19 protein-coding genes are annotated in these 22,887 nt (G+C 57.0%); 7 read left to right on the plus strand and 12 right to left on the minus strand.

Annotated elements, in window-relative coordinates; translation table 11 throughout:
• Nucleotides 1-239: 239 nt before the first annotated feature.
• The 7 genes from gspD to DW349_RS10540 all read right to left on the minus strand — a co-directional run bounded on the left by gspD (nt 240) and on the right by DW349_RS10540 (nt 8,732).
• A complete protein-coding gene (gene gspD / locus DW349_RS10510) occupies nt 240-2,180 on the minus strand; it encodes a type II secretion system secretin GspD (protein ID WP_108125574.1) in 1,941 nt (646 codons plus the stop codon).
• A gap of 14 nt (nt 2,181-2,194) precedes the next feature.
• Nucleotides 2,195-3,097, minus strand: a complete 903-nt coding sequence (locus DW349_RS10515; protein WP_108125575.1) for a type II secretion system protein N — start codon at nt 3,095-3,097, stop codon at nt 2,195-2,197.
• Entirely contained in the window at nt 3,094-3,900 is an 807-nt protein-coding gene (gene gspN, locus DW349_RS10520; protein WP_157954342.1) for a type II secretion system protein N, read from the minus strand. The genes DW349_RS10515 and gspN overlap by 4 nt, the downstream gene beginning before the upstream one ends.
• 105 nt (nt 3,901-4,005) lie before the next feature.
• A complete protein-coding gene (gene groL, locus DW349_RS10525) occupies nt 4,006-5,652 on the minus strand; it encodes a chaperonin GroEL (RefSeq protein ID WP_108125577.1) in 1,647 nt (548 codons plus the stop codon).
• A 42-nt stretch (nt 5,653-5,694) separates the two neighbouring features.
• Nucleotides 5,695-5,982, minus strand: a complete 288-nt coding sequence (gene groES, locus DW349_RS10530; RefSeq protein ID WP_108125578.1) for a co-chaperone GroES — start codon at nt 5,980-5,982, stop codon at nt 5,695-5,697.
• 144 nt (nt 5,983-6,126) lie between these two features.
• Nucleotides 6,127-6,867 carry a 3'-5' exonuclease gene (locus DW349_RS10535; RefSeq protein ID WP_108125579.1) on the minus strand — a complete coding sequence of 247 codons (741 nt, stop codon included), beginning with the start codon at nt 6,865-6,867 and terminating at the stop codon, nt 6,127-6,129.
• Nucleotides 6,867-8,732 (minus strand): DUF294 nucleotidyltransferase-like domain-containing protein, encoded by a 1,866-nt coding sequence (locus DW349_RS10540; protein ID WP_108125580.1) that lies wholly within the window; start codon nt 8,730-8,732, stop codon nt 6,867-6,869. The genes DW349_RS10535 and DW349_RS10540 overlap by 1 nt, the downstream gene beginning before the upstream one ends.
• A 110-nt stretch (nt 8,733-8,842) precedes the next feature.
• On the opposite strand from DW349_RS10540, the gene DW349_RS10545 reads away from it, so the two are divergent.
• From DW349_RS10545 to DW349_RS10575, 7 genes are all read left to right on the plus strand, one after another.
• A complete protein-coding gene (locus tag DW349_RS10545; RefSeq protein ID WP_205323239.1) occupies nt 8,843-9,739 on the plus strand; it encodes a ketopantoate reductase family protein in 897 nt (298 codons plus the stop codon).
• 25 nt (nt 9,740-9,764) lie between these two features.
• A complete protein-coding gene (locus DW349_RS10550; protein ID WP_108125582.1) occupies nt 9,765-11,450 on the plus strand; it encodes a sensor histidine kinase in 1,686 nt (561 codons plus the stop codon).
• 27 nt (nt 11,451-11,477) lie between these two features.
• Nucleotides 11,478-12,035, plus strand: a complete 558-nt coding sequence (locus DW349_RS10555; RefSeq protein WP_108125583.1) for a cob(I)yrinic acid a,c-diamide adenosyltransferase — start codon at nt 11,478-11,480, stop codon at nt 12,033-12,035.
• Nucleotides 12,036-12,160: 125 nt separating this feature from the next.
• The gene (locus DW349_RS10560) at nt 12,161-12,382 is read left to right on the plus strand and encodes a hypothetical protein (protein ID WP_108125584.1); all 222 of its coding nucleotides are present in this window, start codon (nt 12,161-12,163) and stop codon (nt 12,380-12,382) included.
• 127 nt (nt 12,383-12,509) lie between these two features.
• Complete coding sequence (gene gcvH, locus DW349_RS10565; protein ID WP_108125585.1) at nt 12,510-12,899, plus strand: glycine cleavage system protein GcvH; 390 nt, start codon at nt 12,510-12,512, stop codon at nt 12,897-12,899.
• A gap of 82 nt (nt 12,900-12,981) precedes the next feature.
• Nucleotides 12,982-15,876: an aminomethyl-transferring glycine dehydrogenase gene (gene gcvP / locus DW349_RS10570; RefSeq protein ID WP_108125586.1), complete on the plus strand. Its 2,895-nt coding sequence runs from the start codon at nt 12,982-12,984 to the stop codon at nt 15,874-15,876.
• A gap of 11 nt (nt 15,877-15,887) precedes the next feature.
• Nucleotides 15,888-16,391, plus strand: coding sequence for a glycine cleavage system transcriptional repressor (locus tag DW349_RS10575; RefSeq protein WP_108125587.1), 504 nt, complete (start codon nt 15,888-15,890; stop codon nt 16,389-16,391).
• Nucleotides 16,392-16,453: 62 nt separating this feature from the next.
• On the opposite strand, the gene DW349_RS10580 is transcribed toward DW349_RS10575, so the two are convergent.
• The 5 genes from DW349_RS10580 to DW349_RS10600 all read right to left on the minus strand — a co-directional run bounded on the left by DW349_RS10580 (nt 16,454) and on the right by DW349_RS10600 (nt 22,886).
• Nucleotides 16,454-17,305 carry an ABC transporter permease gene (locus DW349_RS10580; RefSeq protein ID WP_108125588.1) on the minus strand — a complete coding sequence of 284 codons (852 nt, stop codon included), beginning with the start codon at nt 17,303-17,305 and terminating at the stop codon, nt 16,454-16,456.
• 4 nt (nt 17,306-17,309) lie between these two features.
• Nucleotides 17,310-18,563: an ABC transporter permease gene (locus DW349_RS10585; RefSeq protein WP_232819319.1), complete on the minus strand. Its 1,254-nt coding sequence runs from the start codon at nt 18,561-18,563 to the stop codon at nt 17,310-17,312.
• Between the two features lie 101 nt (nt 18,564-18,664).
• Nucleotides 18,665-19,762, minus strand: coding sequence for an ABC transporter substrate-binding protein (locus DW349_RS10590; RefSeq protein ID WP_108125589.1), 1,098 nt, complete (start codon nt 19,760-19,762; stop codon nt 18,665-18,667).
• Between the two features lie 75 nt (nt 19,763-19,837).
• Nucleotides 19,838-20,917 (minus strand): ABC transporter ATP-binding protein, encoded by a 1,080-nt coding sequence (locus DW349_RS10595; RefSeq protein WP_108125590.1) that lies wholly within the window; start codon nt 20,915-20,917, stop codon nt 19,838-19,840.
• A 337-nt stretch (nt 20,918-21,254) separates the two neighbouring features.
• On the minus strand, nt 21,255-22,886 hold the full coding sequence (locus DW349_RS10600; protein ID WP_108125591.1) for a BCCT family transporter: 1,632 nt from the start codon (nt 22,884-22,886) through the stop codon (nt 21,255-21,257).
• Nucleotide 22,887: the final 1 nt, after the last annotated feature.

Raw genomic sequence — 22,887 nt, forward strand, 5'->3', positions numbered from 1 at the left:
CTTTCCGAAATTGGAAACTTTTATATAGGCGTCACTCATCAAACCGATGCCAGTGTGCAGAAAGGCGGGGGCACTAGACAAAAAAAAAGCCCGAACCAAACGGCTCGGGCAGCAATGCAACTAAATGCAAGAGAGTCAAAACGGTGCGTATCTTACGATTTCCGCGCTGACTGTAAAGCCTTCGATCCTTATGACCGGGTTTTGACAATCCGCATACTTCGTAAACTTTTAAATACGACCTACTCCTCAGCGCGTCCGCCGTCCAGGCGGCCTTCGAATAAATCGTCCACCGTTGGGGCCAGGATCGAGTCGTCGAAGCTGTCCAGCGTCTGGATGCGGATGTCCCAGATGCCGCTCAAGCGACGATCGCGCAGGTCGTCACCGTTGCCTTCCACCACCGTTGGGCGCAGCACGACCAACAGGTTGGTCTTCTGCCGTTCGGTTGAGGTGGAGCGGAACAGCACGCCGAGAATCGGGATTCGGCCGAGTAAGGGTACACGGCTTTCGCGTTCGATCAGGGTGTCGTCAATCAGGCCGCCCAACACGATGGTGCTGCCGTTATTGACCAGCACTTCGGTCTGCACCTGGCGTTTGTTGGTGACGATATCGACGGCGCCAAAGTCGTTGTTGGCCGAAATGGATTCCACCACCTGGTCGACTTCCATCCGCACCAGCCCGTCTTGTTGCACGTGCGGAATTACTGTCAGCGTGGTGCCGACGTCCTGACGCTCGATCACAAAGGGATTGTCGTCAGTACCGTTACCGCCGGTTTTAAACGGCACTGAACTACCGACGGTGATAAAGGCTTCGCTGTTGTCCAGCGTCATCACGCTCGGTGTGGACAGAACGTTGGTGTTCGACTGCGATTCAATAGCCTGGATGATGGCGCCGAAGTTTGGAGAGCTGCCAGGATCAACCAGTCCGAGAAAGGCACCATTGGGCAACGCACTGACGTTGCTGGTTGCCGCCGCTGAAACGATGTCTGACAGCGGCGCACCGGACTCGTTGAAATTGGAGGCCGCAAACGGCACGCCGTCACCAACCTTATCGGGGTTGGTTGCCCACTGCACACCCAAGGCGTCGCTGACATCGCCACTGACTTCAACAATAGCCGCTTCGATCAACACCTGTTTCCGCCGCACGTCCAACTGCCGGATGATGCTTTCGATTTCGTTCATCACCGAGGGTTCAGCGCGTACGACCAGCGCGTTCAACTGCTCGTCCGGCAGAATGCTGATTGAACTCGACGGTGGCGCCTGACCACCCTGGTTTTGATCTTGCTGTACTGAACCGGCCAAACCGGTCAGTAATTCCGCCATACGGGCGGCGTCGGCGTTGTTCAGGAAGATGACTTTGGACGAGGAATTCTCCGGCGCTGGAATATCCAGCTCACGGATCAAATTGATGATTTGTGCCCGGGCGTCGTCTTCGCCGCGAATGATGATGCGATTGGAGCGTTCATCGCCAACCAGATGCACGCCCCGGCTGCCGGCGCGCGTGCCGTTCTGATCGCCCGCGGTAACCGGCGTTGGTGAAATGCGTTCCAGCAGTTGAATAACGTTGCCAACCCAGGCGTATTGCAACGCCACCACTTCAATTTCTTCGCTGCCGGCTTTATCGAGCAATTCAACGATTTCGGCAACACGTTCGATGTTGGTGGCACGGTCACTGATGATCAACGCATTGGCGGTGTTCACACCGGCCAGATGGCCGTAGCTGGCGACCAACGGGCGCAGAATCGGCACCAGTTCCATCGCAGAGGTGTTTTGAATCGGGAAGACGCGGGTGATGATGCGCTCGCCCTCAATTTCACCGTTACTGTCGACCGGTAAGCCCGAGGCTTTGACGTCGGCCTGGGCAATAATCTTGATGGCGTTGTCGGTTTCCACCGCTGAAAAACCGTAGACCTCGATCGTTGCCAGGAAAATTTCGTAAATCGCTTCGGCGGTTAATTCACGATCGGAAATAACCGTCACCTGGCCGCGCACACGCGGATCAACGATGAAACTTTCACCAGTTACCCGCGCCACCATATCGATGACATCGCGAATGTCCGCATCCTGCATGTTCAATTGGAAGGTGGGTTCTTCGGCGAATGTCGGCCGACACAATAGCGCCAGCAGCAAGACAATGCCGAGCCAGCGTAACCCTGAATAATGATTGAAAAGTCCCTGTGTCATCGTGCCAACTCTGCTCAGAAAGTGGGGATGGATTGATAAATGGTGAAGGTGCGCGAACCGCGCTGGATGGCAATTTTTAATTCACCACCGCTTTGCAAAATCTGATTTAACAAGGCCTGATCCTGCGCCAGATTACCCACCGGATTGTCGTTAACGGCGGTAACAACATCGCCTGGGCGCAGACCCGCCATTTGCAGCTGCCGCGCCCGGCGCGTTACCCGGTAACCATTTTCCGACGCTTCCAGACCGACTTCATTCAATAGCCCTTGCGGGTCGGACGCGGCGCGCTCGCGCACGTAACTGACCATCTGCTCGACCTGCTGTTGCACCGCGGCGCTCTGGCTGGCGACCTGATTGACGTTGGCGCTTTGCAATTGTGCCGTGCCACTTTCATTACGGTCCAGCGGTTGCAGCGTGCTGTTGGATTCGCTGCGCTCATAGCGCAGCGTTTCCATCCGGCCGTTGCGGTTGAGCAACACCCGGTCACCATAGACGGCGGCCAGTTCGGCCTGACCAAACACATTGTCACCAATGCTGAAAGCGTCCGATTGACCGTTACGCTGGGCAATCACCGCGAACCCCTGCCCTTCGTTACCCCGGGCGACCACCGCTTGCAACACCAGGCGCAGCTGTGTATCGGGTGCATCAACCGGCGCAGCAACCACCGCTTCCTGCTCGGCGACATAGGTTCCAAACAGCGGTTTTTCAGCCAATTCCCGGCCCAGGGCTTCGAGGTCGGATGACGCATTGCCCGCTGCCGTCGTTGCCGGCTCAATGCGAGGAACCACCACGGGAACGGGGCCATCCAAAAGGAGCCAGGTTAACCGGGCGCACAGAACCGCACTGACGGCGACCAGGATCAACACCAGCCACTGTTGTGCTTTTAATGCCTGGCTTTGCCAGCGTGCCCAGTTCATTCAAACACCCGCTGACTGATATCAAACAAGGTATCGCGGCCGGCCGGAATCGCCAGATTCAGCCGTTCAGCCAGCGCGCGTTTGACGCTCAAACTGCCCACGCCGTCACGGCTCAGTTGGGCGTCAATCAAAGGGGTTTCATCCATCGCCAATACCAACGCCTGCCAACGGGCATCGTCACTATTCAACTGACCCTGCATTTGTGGAATCTGGAAGGTTTGAACCTGACTGCCAAACGGCACGCTGACCGGACCACCGGACCAGCTCAGGCTTCCGCCCAATTCACCCAAGGCACCGCGCCAACCAGCCGACAGTGCAACGTCGTCCAAACGCAGCCGCCCTTGAACATCGGCGCCGTAGGCGCTGGCAATGGGCGCAAAGGCAGTGTCATCAACGTAACCGCTCAGGGATTTCACACTGGCGCCGGTGAGTTTGATGTCCAGGCGACCGGTGACATCAAGTGACGCATTGGATACCTGAATATCGAAAGGCAGGCGCAGCATGAATAAAGACAGTGGTCGAGCGTGCCAGCCCAGTTGAAGCGCAGGCACTTGCGGCGCTTGCAGCCGGGCAGAACCGGACCACAGACTGCCGTCCACTTGTTCCAGACGAATACCGGCACTTTGCAGCGCGGGCTCAAAAAACTGGCGCAGCCAGCTGAGCGGTGTCATCGCTAACAACGCTACTAAATAGACCGCGAAAAAAAACGCCACCAGGCGCGGACGGATTAACTTGAACAACCGAGTGCACATTCCCTGCCATTCGTCGGCCGCCCAGTGTATAGGAATGCTGTTGGCGCTCACAATTGCTTTACACCTTGCTGATCCAACGCAAACGTTTGAATTTAATAAAAAATCCATAAAAAAACCCCGGCATTGCCGGGGTTTTTTCAGTCCAGTCGGGCTGACTTACATCATGCCGCCCATACCGCCCATGCCACCCATATCCGGCATGCCAGCGCCAGCGGCGCCTTTTTCTTCCGGTTTATCGGTGATCATGGCTTCGGTGGTGACCATCAGGCCAGCAACAGAGGCCGCCGCTTGCAGAGCGGTACGAGTGACTTTGGCCGGGTCGATAATGCCCAGTTCCATCAGGTCGCCGTACTCGCCGGTTGCTGCGTTGTAGCCGAAGTTGCCTTTGCCTTTCTTGATTTCGTTGACCACGACAGAGGCTTCGCCACCAGCGTTGATCACGATCTGACGCAACGGAGCTTCCATCGCACGCAGCGCCAGAGCGATGCCAGCGTCTTGCTCTTCGTTGTCGCCTTTGAGGTTGCCAATGTTGGCCAGCGCGCGAACCAGGGCGACACCGCCACCGGCCACCACACCTTCTTCAACAGCCGCACGGGTAGCGTGCAGGGCGTCGTCAACACGGGCTTTCTTCTCTTTCATTTCAACTTCAGTCGCCGCACCGACTTTCAGTACCGCAACACCGCCAGCCAGCTTGGCTACGCGCTCTTGCAGTTTTTCTTTGTCGTAGTCGGAAGAAGACTGTTCGATTTCAGCGCGGATTTGCTCGACGCGGGCTTTGATGTCCGCATCGGCGCCATTGCCGCCAACGACAGTGGTGTTTTCTTTGGTCAGGGTGACCTTCTTGGCGCTGCCCAGGTGTTCCAGGGTGGCACTTTCCAGGTCCAGACCGACTTCTTCAGAAATCACGGTGCCGCCAGTCAGAATCGCCAGGTCTTGCAACATGGCTTTGCGACGGTCGCCGAAGCCCGGTGCTTTGGCCGCAGACACTTTAACGGTGCCGCGCATGTTGTTGACGACCAGAGTCGCCAGCGCTTCGCCTTCGATGTCTTCAGCGATGATCATCAGCGGACGGCCGGCTTTGGATACGGATTCCAGTACCGGGATCAGATCGCGGATGTTGGAGATTTTCTTGTCAACCAACAGGATGTACGGGCTGTCCAGCTCGGCAGACATGGTTTCCTGGTTGGTGATGAAGTAAGGCGACAGGTAACCGCGGTCGAACTGCATGCCTTCCACAACTTCCAGTTCGTCGGTGAAACCACTGCCTTCTTCAACAGTGATCACGCCTTCTTTGCCGACTTTTTCCATGGCATCGGCGATCAACTGGCCGATGTTGGAGTCGGAGTTGGCAGACAAGGTGCCGACCTGTGCGATGGCTTTGTAGTCTTCACACGGAATGGACAGCTTGGCGATTTCCTGAACAACAGCAGCGGTTGCCTTGTCGATGCCACGCTTCAGATCCATCGGGTTCATGCCCGCAGCGACCGACTTCAGACCTTCGTTAACGAAGGCTTGAGCCAGAACGGTGGCGGTGGTGGTGCCGTCACCGGCTTCGTCGTTGGCCTTGGAAGCAACTTCCTTGACCATCTGCGCGCCCATGTTTTCGAACTTGTCTTCCAGCTCGATTTCTTTGGCAACGGAAACACCGTCTTTAGTGACCAACGGCGCACCGAAGGACTTGTCCAGAACCACGTTACGGCCTTTCGGGCCCAGAGTTACCTTGACCGCGTCGGCCAACAGGTTCACGCCCTTTTGCATTTTCTGGCGGGCGGAATCACCAAATTTCACGTCTTTAGCAGCCATTTGCTTTTACCTTCCTATCAATTCGTTTAACGACGTACGGACTTATTCGATAACGCCGAAGATGTCGCTTTCGGTCATGATCATCAGCTCTTCACCATCAATTTTGACGGTGCTGCCGGCGTATTGACCAAAGACAACGGTGTCGCCCACCTTCACATCCAGCGGCTTCACTTCGCCGTTGTCGAGGATACGACCGTTACCAACTGCCAGAACTTCGCCTTGAGACGGCTTTTCCTTGGCAGAACCCGGCAGCACGATACCGCCGGCAGTCTTTTCCTCTTGCTCCTTGCGGCGTACTACGACGCGATCATGCAAAGGACGAATTTTCATGGATCCAATCTCCTAAAAATCACATGTTGGGAGGTTTTGTTTTAAGACGGGACGCTCCATCCGGAACACCCCTAAATGTCAATGCTCCGGGTAAATGGGGACAGCGACTTTCATTTCAACACCCAGGGCGACAGGAAATTTACCTCACAGCCAGAGTCGGCCGATGGGCAGGTCGGGATCGTAGCGGTGAGCAATTTGCGCCTGCAGCAACTCAGCGGACGCCAGCGCGTCCATCAACGCATGGTGCGGTGGGTAATACGGCAGATGGTAGCGCTCCCGGCTGTCGGCCAGGCGAATCGACACCGGCCGGCGGCCCAGCAACCGCCGCCACAGGCTCATCGAGCTCTGCCGATGCCGTTGCGCTTCGATCTCCATGGTATCGACCACCGGAAACTCGATGCTTTTCCCCAACCGCAACTGCAAGGCCGCTTCAAAGAAGCCGCGCTCGATTGTCCGGTGATGCACCACCACGACCCGGCCGGCGAGCGCCTGCAACAAGTCGCTGAGGATGTCGCTTAAATCGGGCGCCTGGGTCAAATCGGAGTCGGTGATGTGGTGAAAAGTGACCGACTGTTTGAGCAACGGCCGCTGCGGTTGCACCAACCAATGTCGGCTTTGCGGTAACTGAATGCGTTGCAGCGTGAATGGCACCACACCAATGCTGACAATGGCGTGTCGCTGCGGGTTGAGCCCGGTGGTCTCAAAATCCATGGCCGCGAACGGCACGTCACTCAATGGCGTCTGCGGGCTCACCATGCCGGCGCCGTAGTAGGCGCGCAGCCGTGGGTCGCGCGCCTGGGCGTGCAACTGCGCAAAGCGTGCCTGCCAGTCCAGGCCGGTATCGATGGGCAGCGTTTGCTCCGGCGGTGGTAACGGCGGTGCCATCAGCCGATCCGGTTCACTTGATAGCGCATGCGCAAAAACTTCTGGGCGTTGCTGATCACTTCAAAAGCGTCTTTCAGATTGCGCCGTTCGAACTGTGTCAGATGTTCCGGCTCGACGTTGTTGTCCGGCTCGCGCCCGGCTTCGATGTCCAGCGCCTGATGGCGCGCTCGCACCACGGCGATGAACTCCAGCGCATCGCGCAGATCATCGCCATTGCTGTGGCCGAGAATGCGTGAGTCGGCGATGTCTTTCAGCCGGTTGAACGAATTTTGCGCGATCGACCCGCAGGCCAGCGCGTGCACCCGGATCACATCCGACAGCGGCGCCGTACCACGCCGTTTCAGATTGATGGAGTTGTTGTGCTTGCCGTCTTTTTCCATCACGAAGGTGCGGAAAAACCCGAGTGGCGGTGTGCGATTCAGGGCATTGCGCGCCAATGCTGCCAGGAACAACGGCCGTTGCCGGGCGCGATCAGCAACCAGTCGCTTCAGGCTGTCGGCAAAAGCGACTTCACCATAGACGCCATCGAGGTCGAAAAAGATCGACGAATTCAGCAAGGCGCGCGGATCGGGCTTGTCGATCCAGTCGGTGAAGTATTGCTTCCAGACCGACAACGGCTGCCGCCAATGCGGGTTGGTCGCCATGATGCCGCCTTTGCAGTAGCTGTAACCGCAGGCCGCCAGGCCATCGCTGACGCGCGCTGCCAGTTGATGGAAATAGGCGTCGTGCTGTTTCGGATCAAAGCGGTCGTCGAGCACCAGGGCGTTGTCCTGATCGGTGATGATGAACTGCTCGTCACGCGCCATCGACCCGGCCGCGAGAAAACAATACGGAACCGGCGGCGGCCCCAGTTCCGCTTCGGCCAATTCCAGCAAGCGACGGGTAAAGCTGCGACCAATGCCGGCCATGGCGCTGCCGATCATGTGCGAATTGGCGTCTTCGTTGACCATGCGCACAAAGGCGGCTTTGGCTTCAGGCACGAGTTCGGCCAATTCTTCCGCCGACTGACGATGATGAATGTGGCTGACGATGTAGAGGCTCGACTGCGACTCGTAACGAATGATGTCCGACAGCCCGACCACGCCAATGGTTTCGTCGCGTTGTTTGACCGGCAGGTGATGCACGTTGTGGCGCAGCATCAACAGCATGGCCTCGAACACAAAGGCATCGCTGGGAATACTGATAACGTCACTCGACATGATGGCGCTGACCGGCGTGTCGTAACCCAGTCCTTTGGCCAGCACGCGGGTGCGCAAATCGCGGTCGGTGATAATGCCGACAATGGCGTTGCTGCCATCTTCCGCGCTGATCAACAGCGACGACACCCCTTCGTCGGTCATCAACTGGGCAGCCTGTTGCAACGTTGCCGACTGCGCGACCCGGACCAGATCGCGCGACAATAATTTGTCGAGGCGCGAGGTCATCAGTTCATTATTCTGCTCGCGCTCCACCACCGCCGAACGCAACCGGGACGGATCGTCAATTTCAACAAAGTCGGCGAACACTTCCTGCGCTTCCCACAACTTATGGAACAGCTCAGCCTTGATGTAATAAATGAGGGTGTCTTCAATCGCTTTGACCGGAAAGCGAACCGCCCGCCCCATCAGCAACGCCCACTGCCCGAAAATTTCACCTTCGGCCTGACGGTTATAAAAGTTGCCGTTGCGTCGATAGACTTCGACCGCGCCGCTGCGAATGTAATGCAGATCGGAAATTTCCTGACCGAATTTGAGAATGGTCGAACCGGCTTTGAAATAGGCAATTTCCACCTGACAGGCCACCCGGTCGAGCCATTCGTCAGTCAGACTGTCGAAGGGCGCAAAACGGCGCAGGTGTTCGCGGATTTCGATCTGTTCAACTTCCATGGGCCAGATTGAGTGCGATGATTGGAGCGCTGAGACTGGCAATGATCCGCCGGAAAATCAATCGCCGTGCCGCGTAGCGGGTCTTGGATGTCGCGCGTTATCATGCCGCCATGAAAAACCTTTTGTTTATTGGGCCCGGTGCCATTGGCAGTGTGTTGTGCTGGCACTGGCAGCCGCACGTGAAGCCCTGGGTGTTCCCGCATCGGCCCGATATGCACTTGGCCACTGCACTGCTCGACGCCGACCAATCCCAACCCTTGCATTGGCAACGTTGGCCCGACGACCGGCCCTGGCAGGACATCGATCTGGTCGTCGTCACGACCAAGGCCCATCAAGTCATGGCCGCCGTCACACCGCTGCTCGATCACTTGCCGCAAGCATCCTGGTTGCTGTGTTGCAACGGTCTGGGCGCGCAACAATGGCTGGCGCAACAAGCGCCGAATCGCGTGCTCTGGGCCAGCACCACCGAAGGCGTCCGGCCGATGGGTGACGGACGCATGCAACGCAGCGGATCGGGTTTGACGCTGCTCGGTCCAGCCAGCGGCTCGGCGTTGAATGCGGCAACGCAACAAAGGGCGCAGTTGCTGCTCGAACCCAAGTCACCGCTGACGCTCGAATGGCGCGATGATTTATTGCCCACGCTCTGGCTGAAGCTCGCCGTCAATGCCGTCATCAATCCACTGACCGCCTGGCATGGCCTGCGCAATGGCGAACTGCTCGACGCCCAATGGCGCACTGAGATCGAAACGCTGTGCGCTGAAATTCAGACGGTTGCGCGCGCCTGCCAACAAATCTTGCCGAACGATCTGGTCGAGCGCGTTCTGGCGGTCGCCACGGCGACAGCCCACAACCATTCGTCGATGCGCTTGGACGTCGAAGCCGGGCGTCACAACGAGATCGACTTCATCAACGGTTATCTGGTGCGCCAAGGCTACGAAGCCGGCGTCAAAACCCCTAGACTGGCGCTTTGGCAGCAACGGCTGTCGAGCCGGCAGCCGCCTAGCTGAGCCGCGTCACGCATAAGGATTATTCATGGCCCACTCCAACCCGTCTTTGCTCGGTCGACTGCTGGCCTGGTTACTGGGCACGACGGCGGCCAGTAGCGCGGCCATCGGCGTGGTGGTGGTGTCTGGGCGGCATCTCGACCCTGTCCTGGTTATTGGCTTGATCACCCTGATCAGCGTCGGCGCGTCAGCCGTGTTGCTGCAAATTGTGCGACGTTATTTTCTCAGTCCGCTGCTCGATTTAATGCACGTTTCCAATCGCGTAACACAGACCGACGACATCAAACTGCGCGCGCCCAAATACAAATCCGATGAACTCGGACGCGTGGTCGATGCGTTCAACGCCATGCTCGATCGCATCGAAAAACGCGAAGCGGAATTGACCGCCGAACGCGACCGCGTCACTCAGGCGTTGCAACAGTCCGAAGCCATGACCGCAGAAGCGCAACGCACCACGCACAAGCTGGAATTCGAAGTGCAGGTGCGGCAACGCATCGAACGCAAACTGACTGACTTCCAGAATTATCTGAACGCCATTATTAATTCGATGCCGTCGGCTTTAATCGCCATCGACGAACATTTGCTGGTCACGCAATGGAATCAGGAAGCCAGCCGACTCAGTGGCACCCGTGCCGATCAGGCCTTGGGTTTGTCGCTCGCCGATGCGTTCCCGCTGCTGGGCGAACATCACGATTTGGTGCAACAGGCGTTGTCGGAACACAGCCTGAAAAGTCGCCACAATTTGATTTTGACGCTGCCCGATGAACAACGGGTGCGCTTGAATTTAGTGGTCTATCCGTTGCAACAAACCGAAGCGCACGGCGCCGTGATTCGGCTGGACGACATCACCGAACAATTCCGCCTCGAAGAAGTGATGGTGCAGACGGAAAAAATGATGTCGGTCGGTGGCCTTGCCGCTGGCATGGCGCACGAAATCAACAACCCGCTCGGCGCCATTGTGCAGAACGCGCAAAACGTGCAACGCCGGCTCGATCCGAAACTAAAGCGCAACCGCGAAACCGCCGCCGAATTACAGCTCGATCTGCAACGTTTTCAATCGTATCTGGAAGCGCGCAAGGTGCCGCATTTTTTGGACAACATTACTGAATCGGGTCTGCGTGCGTCGCGCATTGTCACCAACATGCTGCAATTCAGTCGCGCCAGTGGACATCGTTTGCAGCCCTACCCGATCGGCGCGTTGATGGAGCAAGCCATCAACATCGCGCTGAACGATTACAACCTAAAAGCCGGTTACGCCGACCACAATTTATTTGTCGATCAGGATTTCCGCGCACCGGCCATCGAAGTGCCGTGCGTGATGGCCGAGCTGGAGCAGGTTCTGCTGAATTTATTGAAGAATGCCGCCCAAGCCATTCGGGAACGCTTCGAAACGTTGAACGACATCGACGAAGGCATCATCCAGATTTATCAATACATCGATGATCAGGATTGCGTGATCGAAGTCAGCGACAACGGCGCCGGCATGACCGAAGCCACACGCAAGCGCTTGTTCGAGCCTTTCTTCACCACCAAGGAAGTCGGCGTTGGCACCGGCCTGGGTTTGTCGGTCAGCTTCTTTATCATCACCGCTCACCATTACGGCAACCTGAGTGTTGACTCCGAACCGGGCCAGGGCAGCCGATTTACCCTGCGCCTGCCACTGCATTTGCCGGCAACCGATGCGGACTCAGACACCAACGTTTCAGCCGACTGAATACAGCAACGACTTAAGGAAACACGCATGGGAAACCGCCTGTCCAAGATTTACACCCGCACCGGTGACGATGGCGACACCGGCCTGGGCCTGGCGCAACGCATCGGCAAAGACAGCCTGCGCATTGCCGCCATCGGCGATATCGATGAACTCAACGCCAACATCGGCTTTTTGGTGCAGGCACTGCCCGCCGCTCACAACGACCAACCGCGCCTGAGCCAGATTCAACACGATCTGTTCGATCTCGGCGGCGAACTCGCCATGCCTGGGCACGAATTGCTCGACGCCATTCTGGTCGAACAATTGGAAACCGACATCGACCGCATCAACGCCAATCTGCCGCCGTTGAAAGATTTCATCCTGCCCGGCGGCAGCGAAGCGGCGGCTCGTTGTCATCTGGCGCGTACGGTCTGTCGCCGCGCTGAGCGCAGTCTGGTGGCGTTCAACCGATCCGAACAACCAGGGCATGTATTGGCGCAGCAGTATCTGAATCGCCTGTCGGACTGGCTGTTCGTGTTTTCACGGCAATTGGCGCGCGCTGACGGTGGCGCCGAAGTGCTGTGGCAGAGCCGACATCGGCGCTGAAACGGAACGGAGTCACAAAGCGGCGGTGTCGGAAAAAAAGTGCCTGATTTTCGGCAAAGTCGCGCTAAACCTTGGCGTTTGCCGGTCGATACGGTTTGCAGTATCCCTGATAACGAGAGTCACTGATGGCGGCCATCATCCTGGGCAAAAACCTTCTCAGCGAAGACGAGCTGATTGAGTACGCCTTTAGCACCGACAACAGCCGGGATTTAAACCTCGGCCAGTTGCGCAACCAGGCTGGCGAGGCCGCCATGCTGTCGTCGCTGATGCTGATTCGCATCATGAAAGCGGATCGCATCTACATCCCAACCCGCCCGTCTACCACCGGTCAGCCACCCAGCCGCTGAAGTCTCCGAGCCTGGCCGGAGCGGTAGCCGCTGCGCGGCGCATCATGCTAAATTAGCCGCCCAACGAGGCGGCGTCTGGCTGCCCGACTCCACAGACTTTCGGTTTGACTCCACAAAGGGCCTCCACATGAGCAACACCCCTGCCGACCTGAAATACCATTCGTCCCACGAATGGGTGCGCGATGAAGGCAACGATTTGGTCACCATTGGCATTACCGATTTCGCCCAGAACCAATTGGGTGACGTCGTGTTCGTCGAACTGCCGGACATCGGCACGGCGGTCGTCGCCGGTGAATCCGCAGCAGTGGTCGAATCGGTTAAAGCGGCGTCCGACGTAAACTCGCCGGTTTCTGGCACCGTGGTCGCAGTCAACGAAAGCCTGGAATCCGCGCCGGAACAGGTCAACGAAGACCCTTACGAAGATGGCTGGTTTTTCCAGGTCAAACTCAACGACTCTGGCGAGCTGAAAGACCTGATGGACGCCGAGTCGTATCAGGACCAGTGCGCCGAGGATTGATCCTCGGCCCGTCTTGGGCCGGACGCTGCTGTCCCGGCCCGTCGCCCTTCATCGTCACAGTGAACATGGACCGCGCCGCGCTATGACCGATCCCCTCTCGCTAGAGCACCTCGAAGCCCAGGACGAATTCATTCAACGCCATCTGGGGCCGACCCCGGCCGATCAGGCCGACATGCTGGCCAGCCTCGGCGTTGGCAGTCTGGACGAACTGACCGACCAGATTTTGCCGCCCGGCCTGCGTCTGGATGGCGAACTGAGCATTGAACGCGCCACCGCCGAAAGCGATGCGCTGAATTATCTGCACGCCATCGCGCGCCAGAACAAGGTGTTTAAGTCGTACATCGGGCTGGGCTATCACGACACCCGCGTGCCTGCGGTCATTCAGCGCAATGTGTTGGAAAATCCGGGTTGGTACACCGCCTATACGCCGTATCAACCGGAAATCGCCCAAGGTCGCCTGGAAGCGCTGCTGAATTTCCAGCAGGCCGTCACCGACCTGACCGCCATGGAACTGGCCAACGCCTCTTTACTCGACGAAGCCACCGCTGCGGCCGAAGCCATGGCGATGGCCAAGCGCTGCGTGAAGAACAATGCGTCGAACGTCTTTTTCGTTGATGACAACGTCTTGCCTCAAACCCTCGACGTAGTACGCACCCGCGCCGCTTACATGGGGTTTGAAGTCGTCACCGGGCCGATGGAAAACGCTGCCGACCAACCGGTGTTTGCCGCCCTGCTGCAATACCCCGGCGCCAACGGTGAAATTCGCGACCCGAAACCGATCATCGAGCAACTGCATCAATGCAATGCACTCGCCGTCGTCGCAACTGACTTGATGGCGCTGCTGATGCTGACACCGCCGGGCGAAATGGGTGCCGATGTTGTGCTCGGCAACAGTCAGCGTTTTGGCGTGCCGCTTGGTTTTGGCGGTCCGCACGCGGCGTTTTTTGCCACCCGGGAAGAATTTAAACGCTCCATTCCCGGCCGACTGATCGGTGTTTCCAAAGACGCCCGTGGCCGCACCGCCTTGCGCATGGCATTGCAAACCCGCGAGCAACACATCCGCCGCGAAAAGGCCAACTCCAATATCTGCACCGCCCAGGTTTTGCTGGCGAACATGGCGGGTTTTTACGCCGTCTACCATGGCCCGGCTGGCCTCGGTCGCATCGCCCAACGCATTCACCGTTTGACTGGCATTCTCGCCGAAGGCCTGGAAGCCAAAGGCATTCATCTGGTCAACAGCCACTTCTTCGACACCCTGACCATCGACCCGCAGGGCAATCGCGAACTGATTCTGGAACGCGCCGCCGAACGTCAGATCAATCTTCGCATCGATACCGACGGCAATCTGGGCATCAGCCTGAACGAATGCACCAGCCGCGAAGACGTCGAAGAACTGTTCGATGTACTGATGGGCGATCACGATTTTTCGGTCGCCGAAATCGACCGCCAGATTACCGAGCAAGGCACCACTTTTATGCCGGAAAATCTGGAACGCAGCTCTGGCTATTTAAGCCACGCCATCTTCAACAGCCACCACAGCGAAACGGCCATGCTGCGCTACCTGAAGCGGTTGGAAAACCGCGATCTATCGTTGGCGCATGCAATGATTCCGCTCGGTTCCTGCACCATGAAACTGAACGCCAGTGCTGAAATGCAGCCGGTGTCATGGCCGGAATTCAGTCGCATGCATCCGTTTGCGCCGCGCAGTCAAACCAAGGGTTACCGCACGCTGTTGGAAGAACTCGACACCATGCTGCGCGCCATTACCGGTTTCGACGCCATCAGCATGCAGCCCAATTCCGGCGCCCAGGGTGAATACGCCGGCCTGTTGGCGATTCGTCGTTTCCAGGCTGCGCAGGGCGACGCGCAACGCGATGTCTGCCTGATTCCGCAATCGGCACACGGCACCAATCCGGCCTCGGCGCAGATGATGGGTTTGAAAGTTGTCGTTGTGAAAACCGACGCCGACGGCAATGTCGACCTGGACGATTTACAGGCACGCATCGACGCCGCCGGTGAACGTCTAAGTTGTTTGATGATCACCTACCCCTCCACACACGGTGTTTACGAAGAAGGTATTCGCGACATCTGTGCGCGCATTCATACCGCTGGCGGCCAGGTTTATATGGACGGCGCTAATTTGAATGCCCAGGTTGGCGTCACCCGCCCAGCCGACATTGGCGCCGATGTAGCGCATTTGAATTTGCACAAAACCTTTGCCATTCCGCACGGCGGTGGCGGCCCGGGCATGGGGCCGATTGGTGTACGCGCTCATCTGGCGGATTATTTGCCCGGCCATCCGATGGCAACCGAGTCCGGCCTTAACGGCGACCATGCAGTTTCCGCCGCGCCCTTTGGCAGCGCCTCCATTCTGCCGATTTCCTGGATGTACATCCGGATGCTCGGCGCTCAGGGTCTGCGCGCAGCAACACAAGTTGCACTGCTGAACGCCAACTACCTGGCAGAACGCTTGAAGCCGCACTACCCGATTCTGTACAGCGGCCGTCATGGCCGGGTGGCGCACGAGTGCATTCTCGACTTGCGTCCGCTGAAAGCCGAAACCGGCGTTACGGAAGTCGATATCGCCAAGCGTTTGATGGACTACGGCTTCCACGCGCCGACGATGAGTTTCCCGGTACCAGGCACCTTTATGGTGGAACCGACCGAGAGCGAAAACCGCGCTGAACTCGACCGTTTTGTCGACGCTATGATCGCCATTCGCGGTGAAATCCGTCGCGTCGGCGCTGGTGAATGGCCGGCCGACAACAACCCGCTGGTGCGCGCACCGCACACCCAGGCGGATTTGATTGAAGACTGGCAACGGCCGTACCCGCGCGAGCTGGCATTTTATCCGCTGCCGTGGATCGCCGATGCCAAATTCTGGCCGGCAGTGAATCGGGTTGACGATGTGTGGGGCGATCGCAATTTGTTTTGCAGTTGTCCCAGCCCCGATGCCTATCAGGACGATACGAACTAGGAGAGCAACACATGGAACTGATCTTGAGCGTGATGGCCGCCGACCGGCCGGGCATCGCCGAACGTATCGCCGACGTTGTTGCCGAGCACGGCGGCAATTGGCAGGAAAGCCGGCTGGCAAGCATGGCCGGTCGTTTCGCTGGTATTGTCCGGGTCAGCCTGGAACAGGAACGCTACGGCGAGTTGCAGGCGGCATTACAGGCGCTGCGTGACGAAGGCCTGAGCGTGCAGATTGAAGTCGGCGACGCCGATGCGGAAGCCGTTGAATCGCACTGGATTGAAGTCATCGGCAACGACCGCGCCGGTATCGTTCGGGAAGTGACTCGGGCTTTGGCGGCCGAACAGGTTAACGTCATCGATTTGTCGACCGAAGTGGAACCTGCGTCAATGAGTGGCGGCCTGTTGTTCCGCGCAACCTTGGAGTTGGGCCTCACGCCCGGTCAATCAATGGACGCTGTCATTCAAGCATTAGAAGCGCTGTCACCGGACTTAATGGTCGATCGGCTCGACGATTAAATCAGCAAATTTTGCGCAAAAAAAAGGCGGAAATTTCCCGCCTTTTTTTGTGCCGTTACGAATCAACCCGGCGACAAACCTCGCATCCGTTCGGAACGACGGCGCAGCAATTCGAGCGTCGTCAACAACAGAATCGACAACAGCACCATCATGGTCGCCACCGCCAAAATCGTTGGGCTAATTTCTTCACGAATGCCCGACCACATTTGAATCGGAATCGTACGTTGTTCCGGTCCACTCACAAACAACACCACCACCACTTCATCAAAGGATGTAATGAAGGCGAACAGTGCGCCAGACACAACGCCCGGCGTCACCAACGGCAGTATCACTTTAAAAAAAGTGCGCGTCGGATTGGCACCCAAACTCGCTGCCGCACGCGTCAGGCTGTGATCAAAACTGCTCAGCGTTGCAGTCACGGTAATCACAACAAACGGAATGCCCAGCGCGGTGTGCGCCAGAATCACACCCAAATAGGTTTGGCTTAAACCGATACGCGAGAAGAAGAAAAACATCGCCGCACCGGAAATAATTAACGGCACAACTAAGGGCGAAATCATCAACGCCATGATGGTGTTGCGGAACGGCATGTAACGGCTCGACAAGCCCAACGCGGCGATGGTGCCCAACACCGTCGCCAATAAGGTCGAAGCAATCGCAATTAAAATGGAATTGCGGATTGCCCCCAGCCAGGCACTGGAAGTGAAGAAGTCTTCGTACCAGCGCAACGAATAGCCGTCCGGCTGAAACGTCAGCATCGCTTCAGTGAACGTGAAGTACGGCTCGGCGTTAAAACTGAGCGGGATGATGACCAGCAGCGGCCCAACCAAAAATAAAAAGATCAGCGCGCAAATCACCCGGAAGACGTAATACCAGACCCGTTCCGGGCCGGTTGCGTAAGAAGGCACGGCCATCGGTTTACCCCAGCTTCACGTTGTCGACGCCAATCAGGCGGTTATAGATCAGATAAAAAGCAATCACCACAAACAGCAGTATCGAGGCGATGGCGGCCGCCAGGCCCCAGTTCAACGATGTCTGCATGTGATAGGCAATAAAGTTGGTGATGAAAATACCGTCCTGCCCGCCGACCAACGCTGGCGTGATGTAGTACCCAATGGCGAGGATAAACACCAGAATGGAACCTGCGCCGATGCCCGGTATCGTCAGCGGGAAATAGACGCGTCGGAACGCCAGGAATGGCCGCGCGCCTAAGGATCGCGCCGCGCGCATGTAATACGGCGGAATCGTCTTCATTACTGAATACAGCGGCAGAATCATGAACGGCAACAGGATGTGCGTCATGGCAACCAGCGTGCCGGTTTTGTTGTAGATCATCGACAAGCGGCTGTCTTCATCGAGCAAGCCGAGGCCGACAAAGATGTCGTTCAGAATGCCCTGCTGTTGCAGGATGGCAATCCAGGTGGTGGTACGCACCAGCAAGGATGTCCAGAACGGCAGCAACACCAGAATCATCAATAAATTCGAGTAACGCAGTGGCGTATTGGCTAGCAAAAATGCAATCGGATAACCGAGCAGCAAACACAGGCCGGTAATGGCCATACTCATCCAGAAAGTACGCACAAATAATTGCTGATAAATCTGTAGATATTCCGGCTGTTCGACAATGTCGCCGTTGCTGTCGAATTTTAAATCCACAGCCGCGAGATAATAAGACAGGGTGTACGGATTGGACTCGCGTTTAATCAGGCGCCAGATGTCTATATCGGCCCAATCTTCATCGATGTCCAGGACGGCCTCTTTGTATGGGCCGCTTTCGATGCGTCCGGTACGACGGGCGGTCTTGGTGATCAACGACCGCATACCGGAAATTTCATAATTCAATCGGCTGGCGACCAGACCCAGATTGCGAGCCGCCGCGCCTTCTTTCAAATCTTGCACCAGTGCTTCGAAAACCGCTTCATCCGGTACCGAGTCACCGTCCCAATCTTGTAATTGAGCAACAGTGCGCGACAGCTGTGTATGGACTTCGGGGTTATCGACACTGCGTTTGAGCATATCCAGGATCGGCATCACAAAGGCGATGACCAGAAACAGCAGCAAGGGTGCCACCAGTAAAAACGCGCGTATTTGATTGCGTCGGTTGGTCCGCATCAGGCTGACTTTCAAAGGTACGCCATTGGCCGTCGTCAGGCCTTTTCCAGTTCGGCTCACGCTGTTTTCAGTCACATTCAAATCCTGTACGGAAGGTATTAAAGAAATGGAACCGGGACGATCTCAGTCCCGGTTCCAGCCCTGAACGGACGCTCGTTCGATCAGCGAGCCAACCAGGCGTTGAAACGCTGGTTCAGTTCGTCACCGTAGTCCGCCCAGAACTCATCGTTCTTCTGAATGGCGGTGGCGAAGTTCGGGCCATAGGTCGGCATGTGCGGCTTCATGTCGATGCCGGTGTCAGCGTGTGTGCTCACTTGTGAAGCAGAAGAGGCACGGGCCGGGCCGTAGGAGATGTACTTGGCCTGGTCTGCCAGACGCTGAGTGTCGGTAGAGAACGCCAGGTAATCAGCGACCTTGTCCAATTTGCCTTTCGGTACTACCCAACCATCCAGCTCGAACACTTGCTTGTCCCAGATGATTTCGAACGGCTGACCTTCGTTGACCGCGGCATTGAACAGGCGACCGTTATAGGCGGAGGCAAAAACCACTTCACCGTCTGCCAGCAACTGCGGCGGCTGTGCACCTTCTTCCCACCAGATGACGTGATCTTTGATGGTGTCCAGTTTGGCAAAGGCACGCTGAATACCTTCTTCGGTTTCCAGAACGTCATACACGTCTTCGGTGGCCACACCGTCCGCCATCAACGCCCATTCCAGGTTGTTGATCGGCGCTTTTTGCAAGGCGCGCATGCCCGGGAAGTCTTCCAGGTTGAACACGTCTTCCATCAGGAACGGCTGGTTGTCGGCCGGGAAGGCTTCGGTGTTGTAGCCGATGACGTTGGAATAAACGATCGTCGGTACAAAGCACTCGGTCAGTGAACCTTCGATGAAGTCAGCCGTCGGCAAGGTGCCATCCGGTGCGGCGGACAACAGAGCATCGTGATCAAGTGGTTCAACCAGGCCTTCGTCGCAGGCGATGATGGCATCGGCCGGCAGAATATCGACCAGATCCCAGGTGATGTTACCGGCCTGGGCCTGAGCACGCAGACCCGCCAGTGCGTTGGCAGAACGGTCGATGTTTACGATCTCGTCGCCCGTCATTTCCATCCAGGGTTCGTGATAAGCCCGTTGCTGGCTCATGGTGTAGGCGCCACCCCAGGATACGATGTTCAGGGTGTCGGCTTGGGCAACGCTGATGCCCAGCGACAATGCCGCCAGACCGACGAGCGCCTTGGGCACAATTTCCGTCTTCGCTTTCATGGTTGAGTCTCCTGCATAGTTGACCGGTGAATTCCGGTTTTATGATGGTGCTTATAATTGGGATGCGTTCAGAGGTTACGCATCAAGGGCTCGACAATCGGCGTGGGACCAGCCCACCCGAATTTTCTGACCACGCTTGAGCGATTGCTGTTCGACCGAGTTTGGCGTCTTCACCACAAACTCGTCGTTGCCGCAAACCGACACCCGCGTGCGCAGATGATCACCGAGGTAAATCACATCTTTCACCTCAGCATCGAAGATGTTGGGCAGTGCGCCGTTATCCGGATTAATCACCACCCGTTCGGGACGAATCGACAGCGTTGAATTCTGGCCGGTGCTATCGACCGCCACTGGCGTAGCCGCAATCAGACTGCCGTCCGGCAGACGCACCCGACATTGGCCGTCGGCCAGTTCAGCCACTTCACCGCCGAAGCGATTGTTCTCACCGACGAAGGACGCAACAAAGGCATTTTCCGGGCGTTCATAAAGTTCGTCCGGTGTTGCCAACTGCTGCACGACTCCGTCGTTAAAGACAGCAATGCGATCCGACATGGTCAGCGCTTCGCCTTGATCGTGCGTTACGTAAATCATCGCCACGTTCAATTCTTCGTGAATGCGCTTGATCTCCAGCTGCATTTCTTCACGCAGATTTTTATCCAGCGCGCCCAGCGGCTCGTCCATCAACACCAACTCGGGTTCGAACACCAACGCCCGGGCCAAGGCCACGCGTTGTTGCTGACCGCCGGACAACTGCGCCGGGCGGCGATTCTCAAACCCCTGCAAGCGCACCATGCCCAACGCCTTGTCGACTTTTTCCTGAATGACGCTCTTGCTGAAACCACGAACTTCCAACGGGAAGGCCAGGTTTTCAGCGACACTCATGTGCGGGAACAAAGCGTAATTCTGGAACACCATGCCAATGCCGCGTTTGTGCGGAGGCAGGCGGGTGATGGGTTCGTTCTTAAGCAGAATCTGACCATGAGTCGGCGTTTCAAAACCCGCCATCATCATCAGACAAGTGGTTTTGCCGGAGCCGGAAGGCCCCAATAAGGTCACAAATTCACCTGGATCAATGTCCAGATTGAAATCCTTCACGACCAGGGAAATACCGTCATAACTTTTCTGAACGTTCTTGAATTTGGCGAATGGCTCCACGGGTTGATCCTGTCCAGCAAATTAACCTTATAGCTATAATTAACAGCCTAGTGAAACGGCGTCCAGTCTTAGACAAAAATTCTTAATTCGCACTGATTTCTAAGGATTTTTTTGATTTATTTCGGTTCACCCAGCAACGAACCCGCCCCAGTAAGGTGCGAAAAATAACGCTTTCTAAGCCATCGTTCCGACAATGGTTTGAACAAAAAATGTTTGCAAATTCCTTGCCGGACGAAGTTTTCGTCAACAAAGATTTATTCGAACAATAATTGATCAATTACCGTCGGATAGATGCCAAAAAAAGCGGGCACTCAGACCCGCTTTTTTTGGCAGTTACTCAGGCCCGCGGCTCGGTCCGCAACCCTTGGAAAAGGGTGAAACAGCCGAACAGCAGCACCAGCGTAAATGGCAAGCCGGTGGATACGGCCATCGCCTGCAACGCTGCCAGACCACCGCCGAGAATCAGCGCAATTGCCAGCAAGCCTTCGAACGACGCCCAGAACACCCGTTGCGGTGTTGGCGCTTCCATCTTGCCGCCAGCGGTGATGGTGTCGATCACCAGCGAGCCGGAATCCGACGAGGTCACGAAGAAGACGATGACCAGGATGATGGCAATAAACGAAGTGATCTCCGACAACGGCATCGCCGCCAGCATTTCAAACAAACGCAAATCCAGACCGGCGTCCGCCACGGCGGTGTAGCCGTCATTGATGAACTGGTGAATGGCGGTGCCACCGAAAGCGCTCATCCAGAACGCGCAGACCAGAGACGGAATCAACAACACACAGATGATGAATTCACGTACCGTCCGACCACGCGAAACCCGCGCGATGAACATGCCGACGAAAGGCGACCAGGAAATCCACCAGGCCCAATAGAAGGAAGTCCAGCCCTGACTGAAATTGCTGTCTTCACGAGCAAACGGCACCGACAGTGCGGTGAAGTTTTTGGCGTACGACCAGAGGTCGCCGAAGAAACCGGAGAGGATAGCCAGCGTCGGGCCGACCAGCACCACAAACAGCAGCAGCAGAATGGCCAGACCCATATTGATTTCGGATAAGCGTTTAACGCCTTTTTCCAAACCGGCCACGACTGAGAACAGTGCAATCGAGGTGATGCCGAGCACCAGGATGACCTGAGTGGTCGTGCCCAGCGGAATACCGAACAACGCATTCAGACCGGCCGCAGCCTGCGCCGAACCCAGACCCAACGACGTCGCCAAACCAAAGATGGTGGAGAACACCGCCAGAATATCGATCACATGGCCCGGCCAACCCCAGACACGCTCACCCAAAACCGGGTAGAAGATGGAGCGCACGGTCAGCGGCAAACCCTTGTTGTAGGAAAACAGTGCCAGCCCCAACGCCAGGATGGCGTAGATAGCCCAGGGGTGCAGACTCCAGTGATAGATGGCGGCAGACATGCCGAGATTAGCGGCAGCCTGAGCATCGCCCGCCGCTGCACCCAATGGCGCCCAATCAGAGCGCATGCCGCCATCGCCCAAAGCAGTGCCACCGAGTGACGATTGGAAATGACTCATCGGTTCAGACACGCCATAGAACATCAGACCGATGCCCATACCGGCGGCGAACAACATGGCAAACCAGCCCGCGTAGGTATAGTCCGGCTTGGCTTCGGTGCCGCCCAGCCGCACTTTGCCCAGCGGCGACAGCACCAGCACAATGCACATCAGCACAAAGATGTTGCCGCTGAGCAGGAAGAACCAATCGAAGTTGGTGTACAGCCAGGACAGCAAGCCCTGGAACAAAGGCCCTACGCTGTCCTGAAACACCAGCGTCAGAAAGACGAAGGCTACGATCACCAGGCCGGAAATCAGGAAAACCCGGTTGTGAATGTCCAGGCCGAACGGGCCAATACTCATCTGAATATTGTCCTGCCCCACCTGATAATCGGTATCGATCGGATTCGCCGCTCCTTCCGGAGGGATCATATCCGTGTTATCGGTCATG

This window comes from Saccharospirillum mangrovi, from assembly GCF_003367315.1.
Lineage (GTDB): Bacteria > Pseudomonadota > Gammaproteobacteria > Pseudomonadales > Natronospirillaceae > Saccharospirillum > Saccharospirillum mangrovi.

What these genes read in the sequence shown, in the direction of transcription:
- gspD (WP_108125574.1), bottom strand. Translation starts at nt 2,180, where the DNA reads ATGACACAGGGACTTTTCAATCATTATTCAGGGTTACGCTGGCTCGGC.
- DW349_RS10515 (WP_108125575.1), bottom strand. Translation starts at nt 3,097, where the DNA reads ATGAACTGGGCACGCTGGCAAAGCCAGGCATTAAAAGCACAACAGTGG.
- groL (WP_108125577.1), bottom strand. Translation starts at nt 5,652, where the DNA reads ATGGCTGCTAAAGACGTGAAATTTGGTGATTCCGCCCGCCAGAAAATG.
- groES (WP_108125578.1), bottom strand. Translation starts at nt 5,982, where the DNA reads ATGAAAATTCGTCCTTTGCATGATCGCGTCGTAGTACGCCGCAAGGAG.
- DW349_RS10535 (WP_108125579.1), bottom strand. Translation starts at nt 6,867, where the DNA reads ATGGCACCGCCGTTACCACCGCCGGAGCAAACGCTGCCCATCGATACC.
- DW349_RS10540 (WP_108125580.1), bottom strand. Translation starts at nt 8,732, where the DNA reads ATGGAAGTTGAACAGATCGAAATCCGCGAACACCTGCGCCGTTTTGCG.
- DW349_RS10545 (WP_205323239.1), top strand. Translation starts at nt 8,843, where the DNA reads ATGAAAAACCTTTTGTTTATTGGGCCCGGTGCCATTGGCAGTGTGTTG.
- DW349_RS10550 (WP_108125582.1), top strand. Translation starts at nt 9,765, where the DNA reads ATGGCCCACTCCAACCCGTCTTTGCTCGGTCGACTGCTGGCCTGGTTA.
- DW349_RS10555 (WP_108125583.1), top strand. Translation starts at nt 11,478, where the DNA reads ATGGGAAACCGCCTGTCCAAGATTTACACCCGCACCGGTGACGATGGC.
- DW349_RS10560 (WP_108125584.1), top strand. Translation starts at nt 12,161, where the DNA reads ATGGCGGCCATCATCCTGGGCAAAAACCTTCTCAGCGAAGACGAGCTG.
- gcvH (WP_108125585.1), top strand. Translation starts at nt 12,510, where the DNA reads ATGAGCAACACCCCTGCCGACCTGAAATACCATTCGTCCCACGAATGG.
- gcvP (WP_108125586.1), top strand. Translation starts at nt 12,982, where the DNA reads ATGACCGATCCCCTCTCGCTAGAGCACCTCGAAGCCCAGGACGAATTC.
- DW349_RS10575 (WP_108125587.1), top strand. Translation starts at nt 15,888, where the DNA reads ATGGAACTGATCTTGAGCGTGATGGCCGCCGACCGGCCGGGCATCGCC.
- DW349_RS10580 (WP_108125588.1), bottom strand. Translation starts at nt 17,305, where the DNA reads ATGGCCGTGCCTTCTTACGCAACCGGCCCGGAACGGGTCTGGTATTAC.
- DW349_RS10590 (WP_108125589.1), bottom strand. Translation starts at nt 19,762, where the DNA reads ATGAAAGCGAAGACGGAAATTGTGCCCAAGGCGCTCGTCGGTCTGGCG.
- DW349_RS10600 (WP_108125591.1), bottom strand. Translation starts at nt 22,886, where the DNA reads ATGACCGATAACACGGATATGATCCCTCCGGAAGGAGCGGCGAATCCG.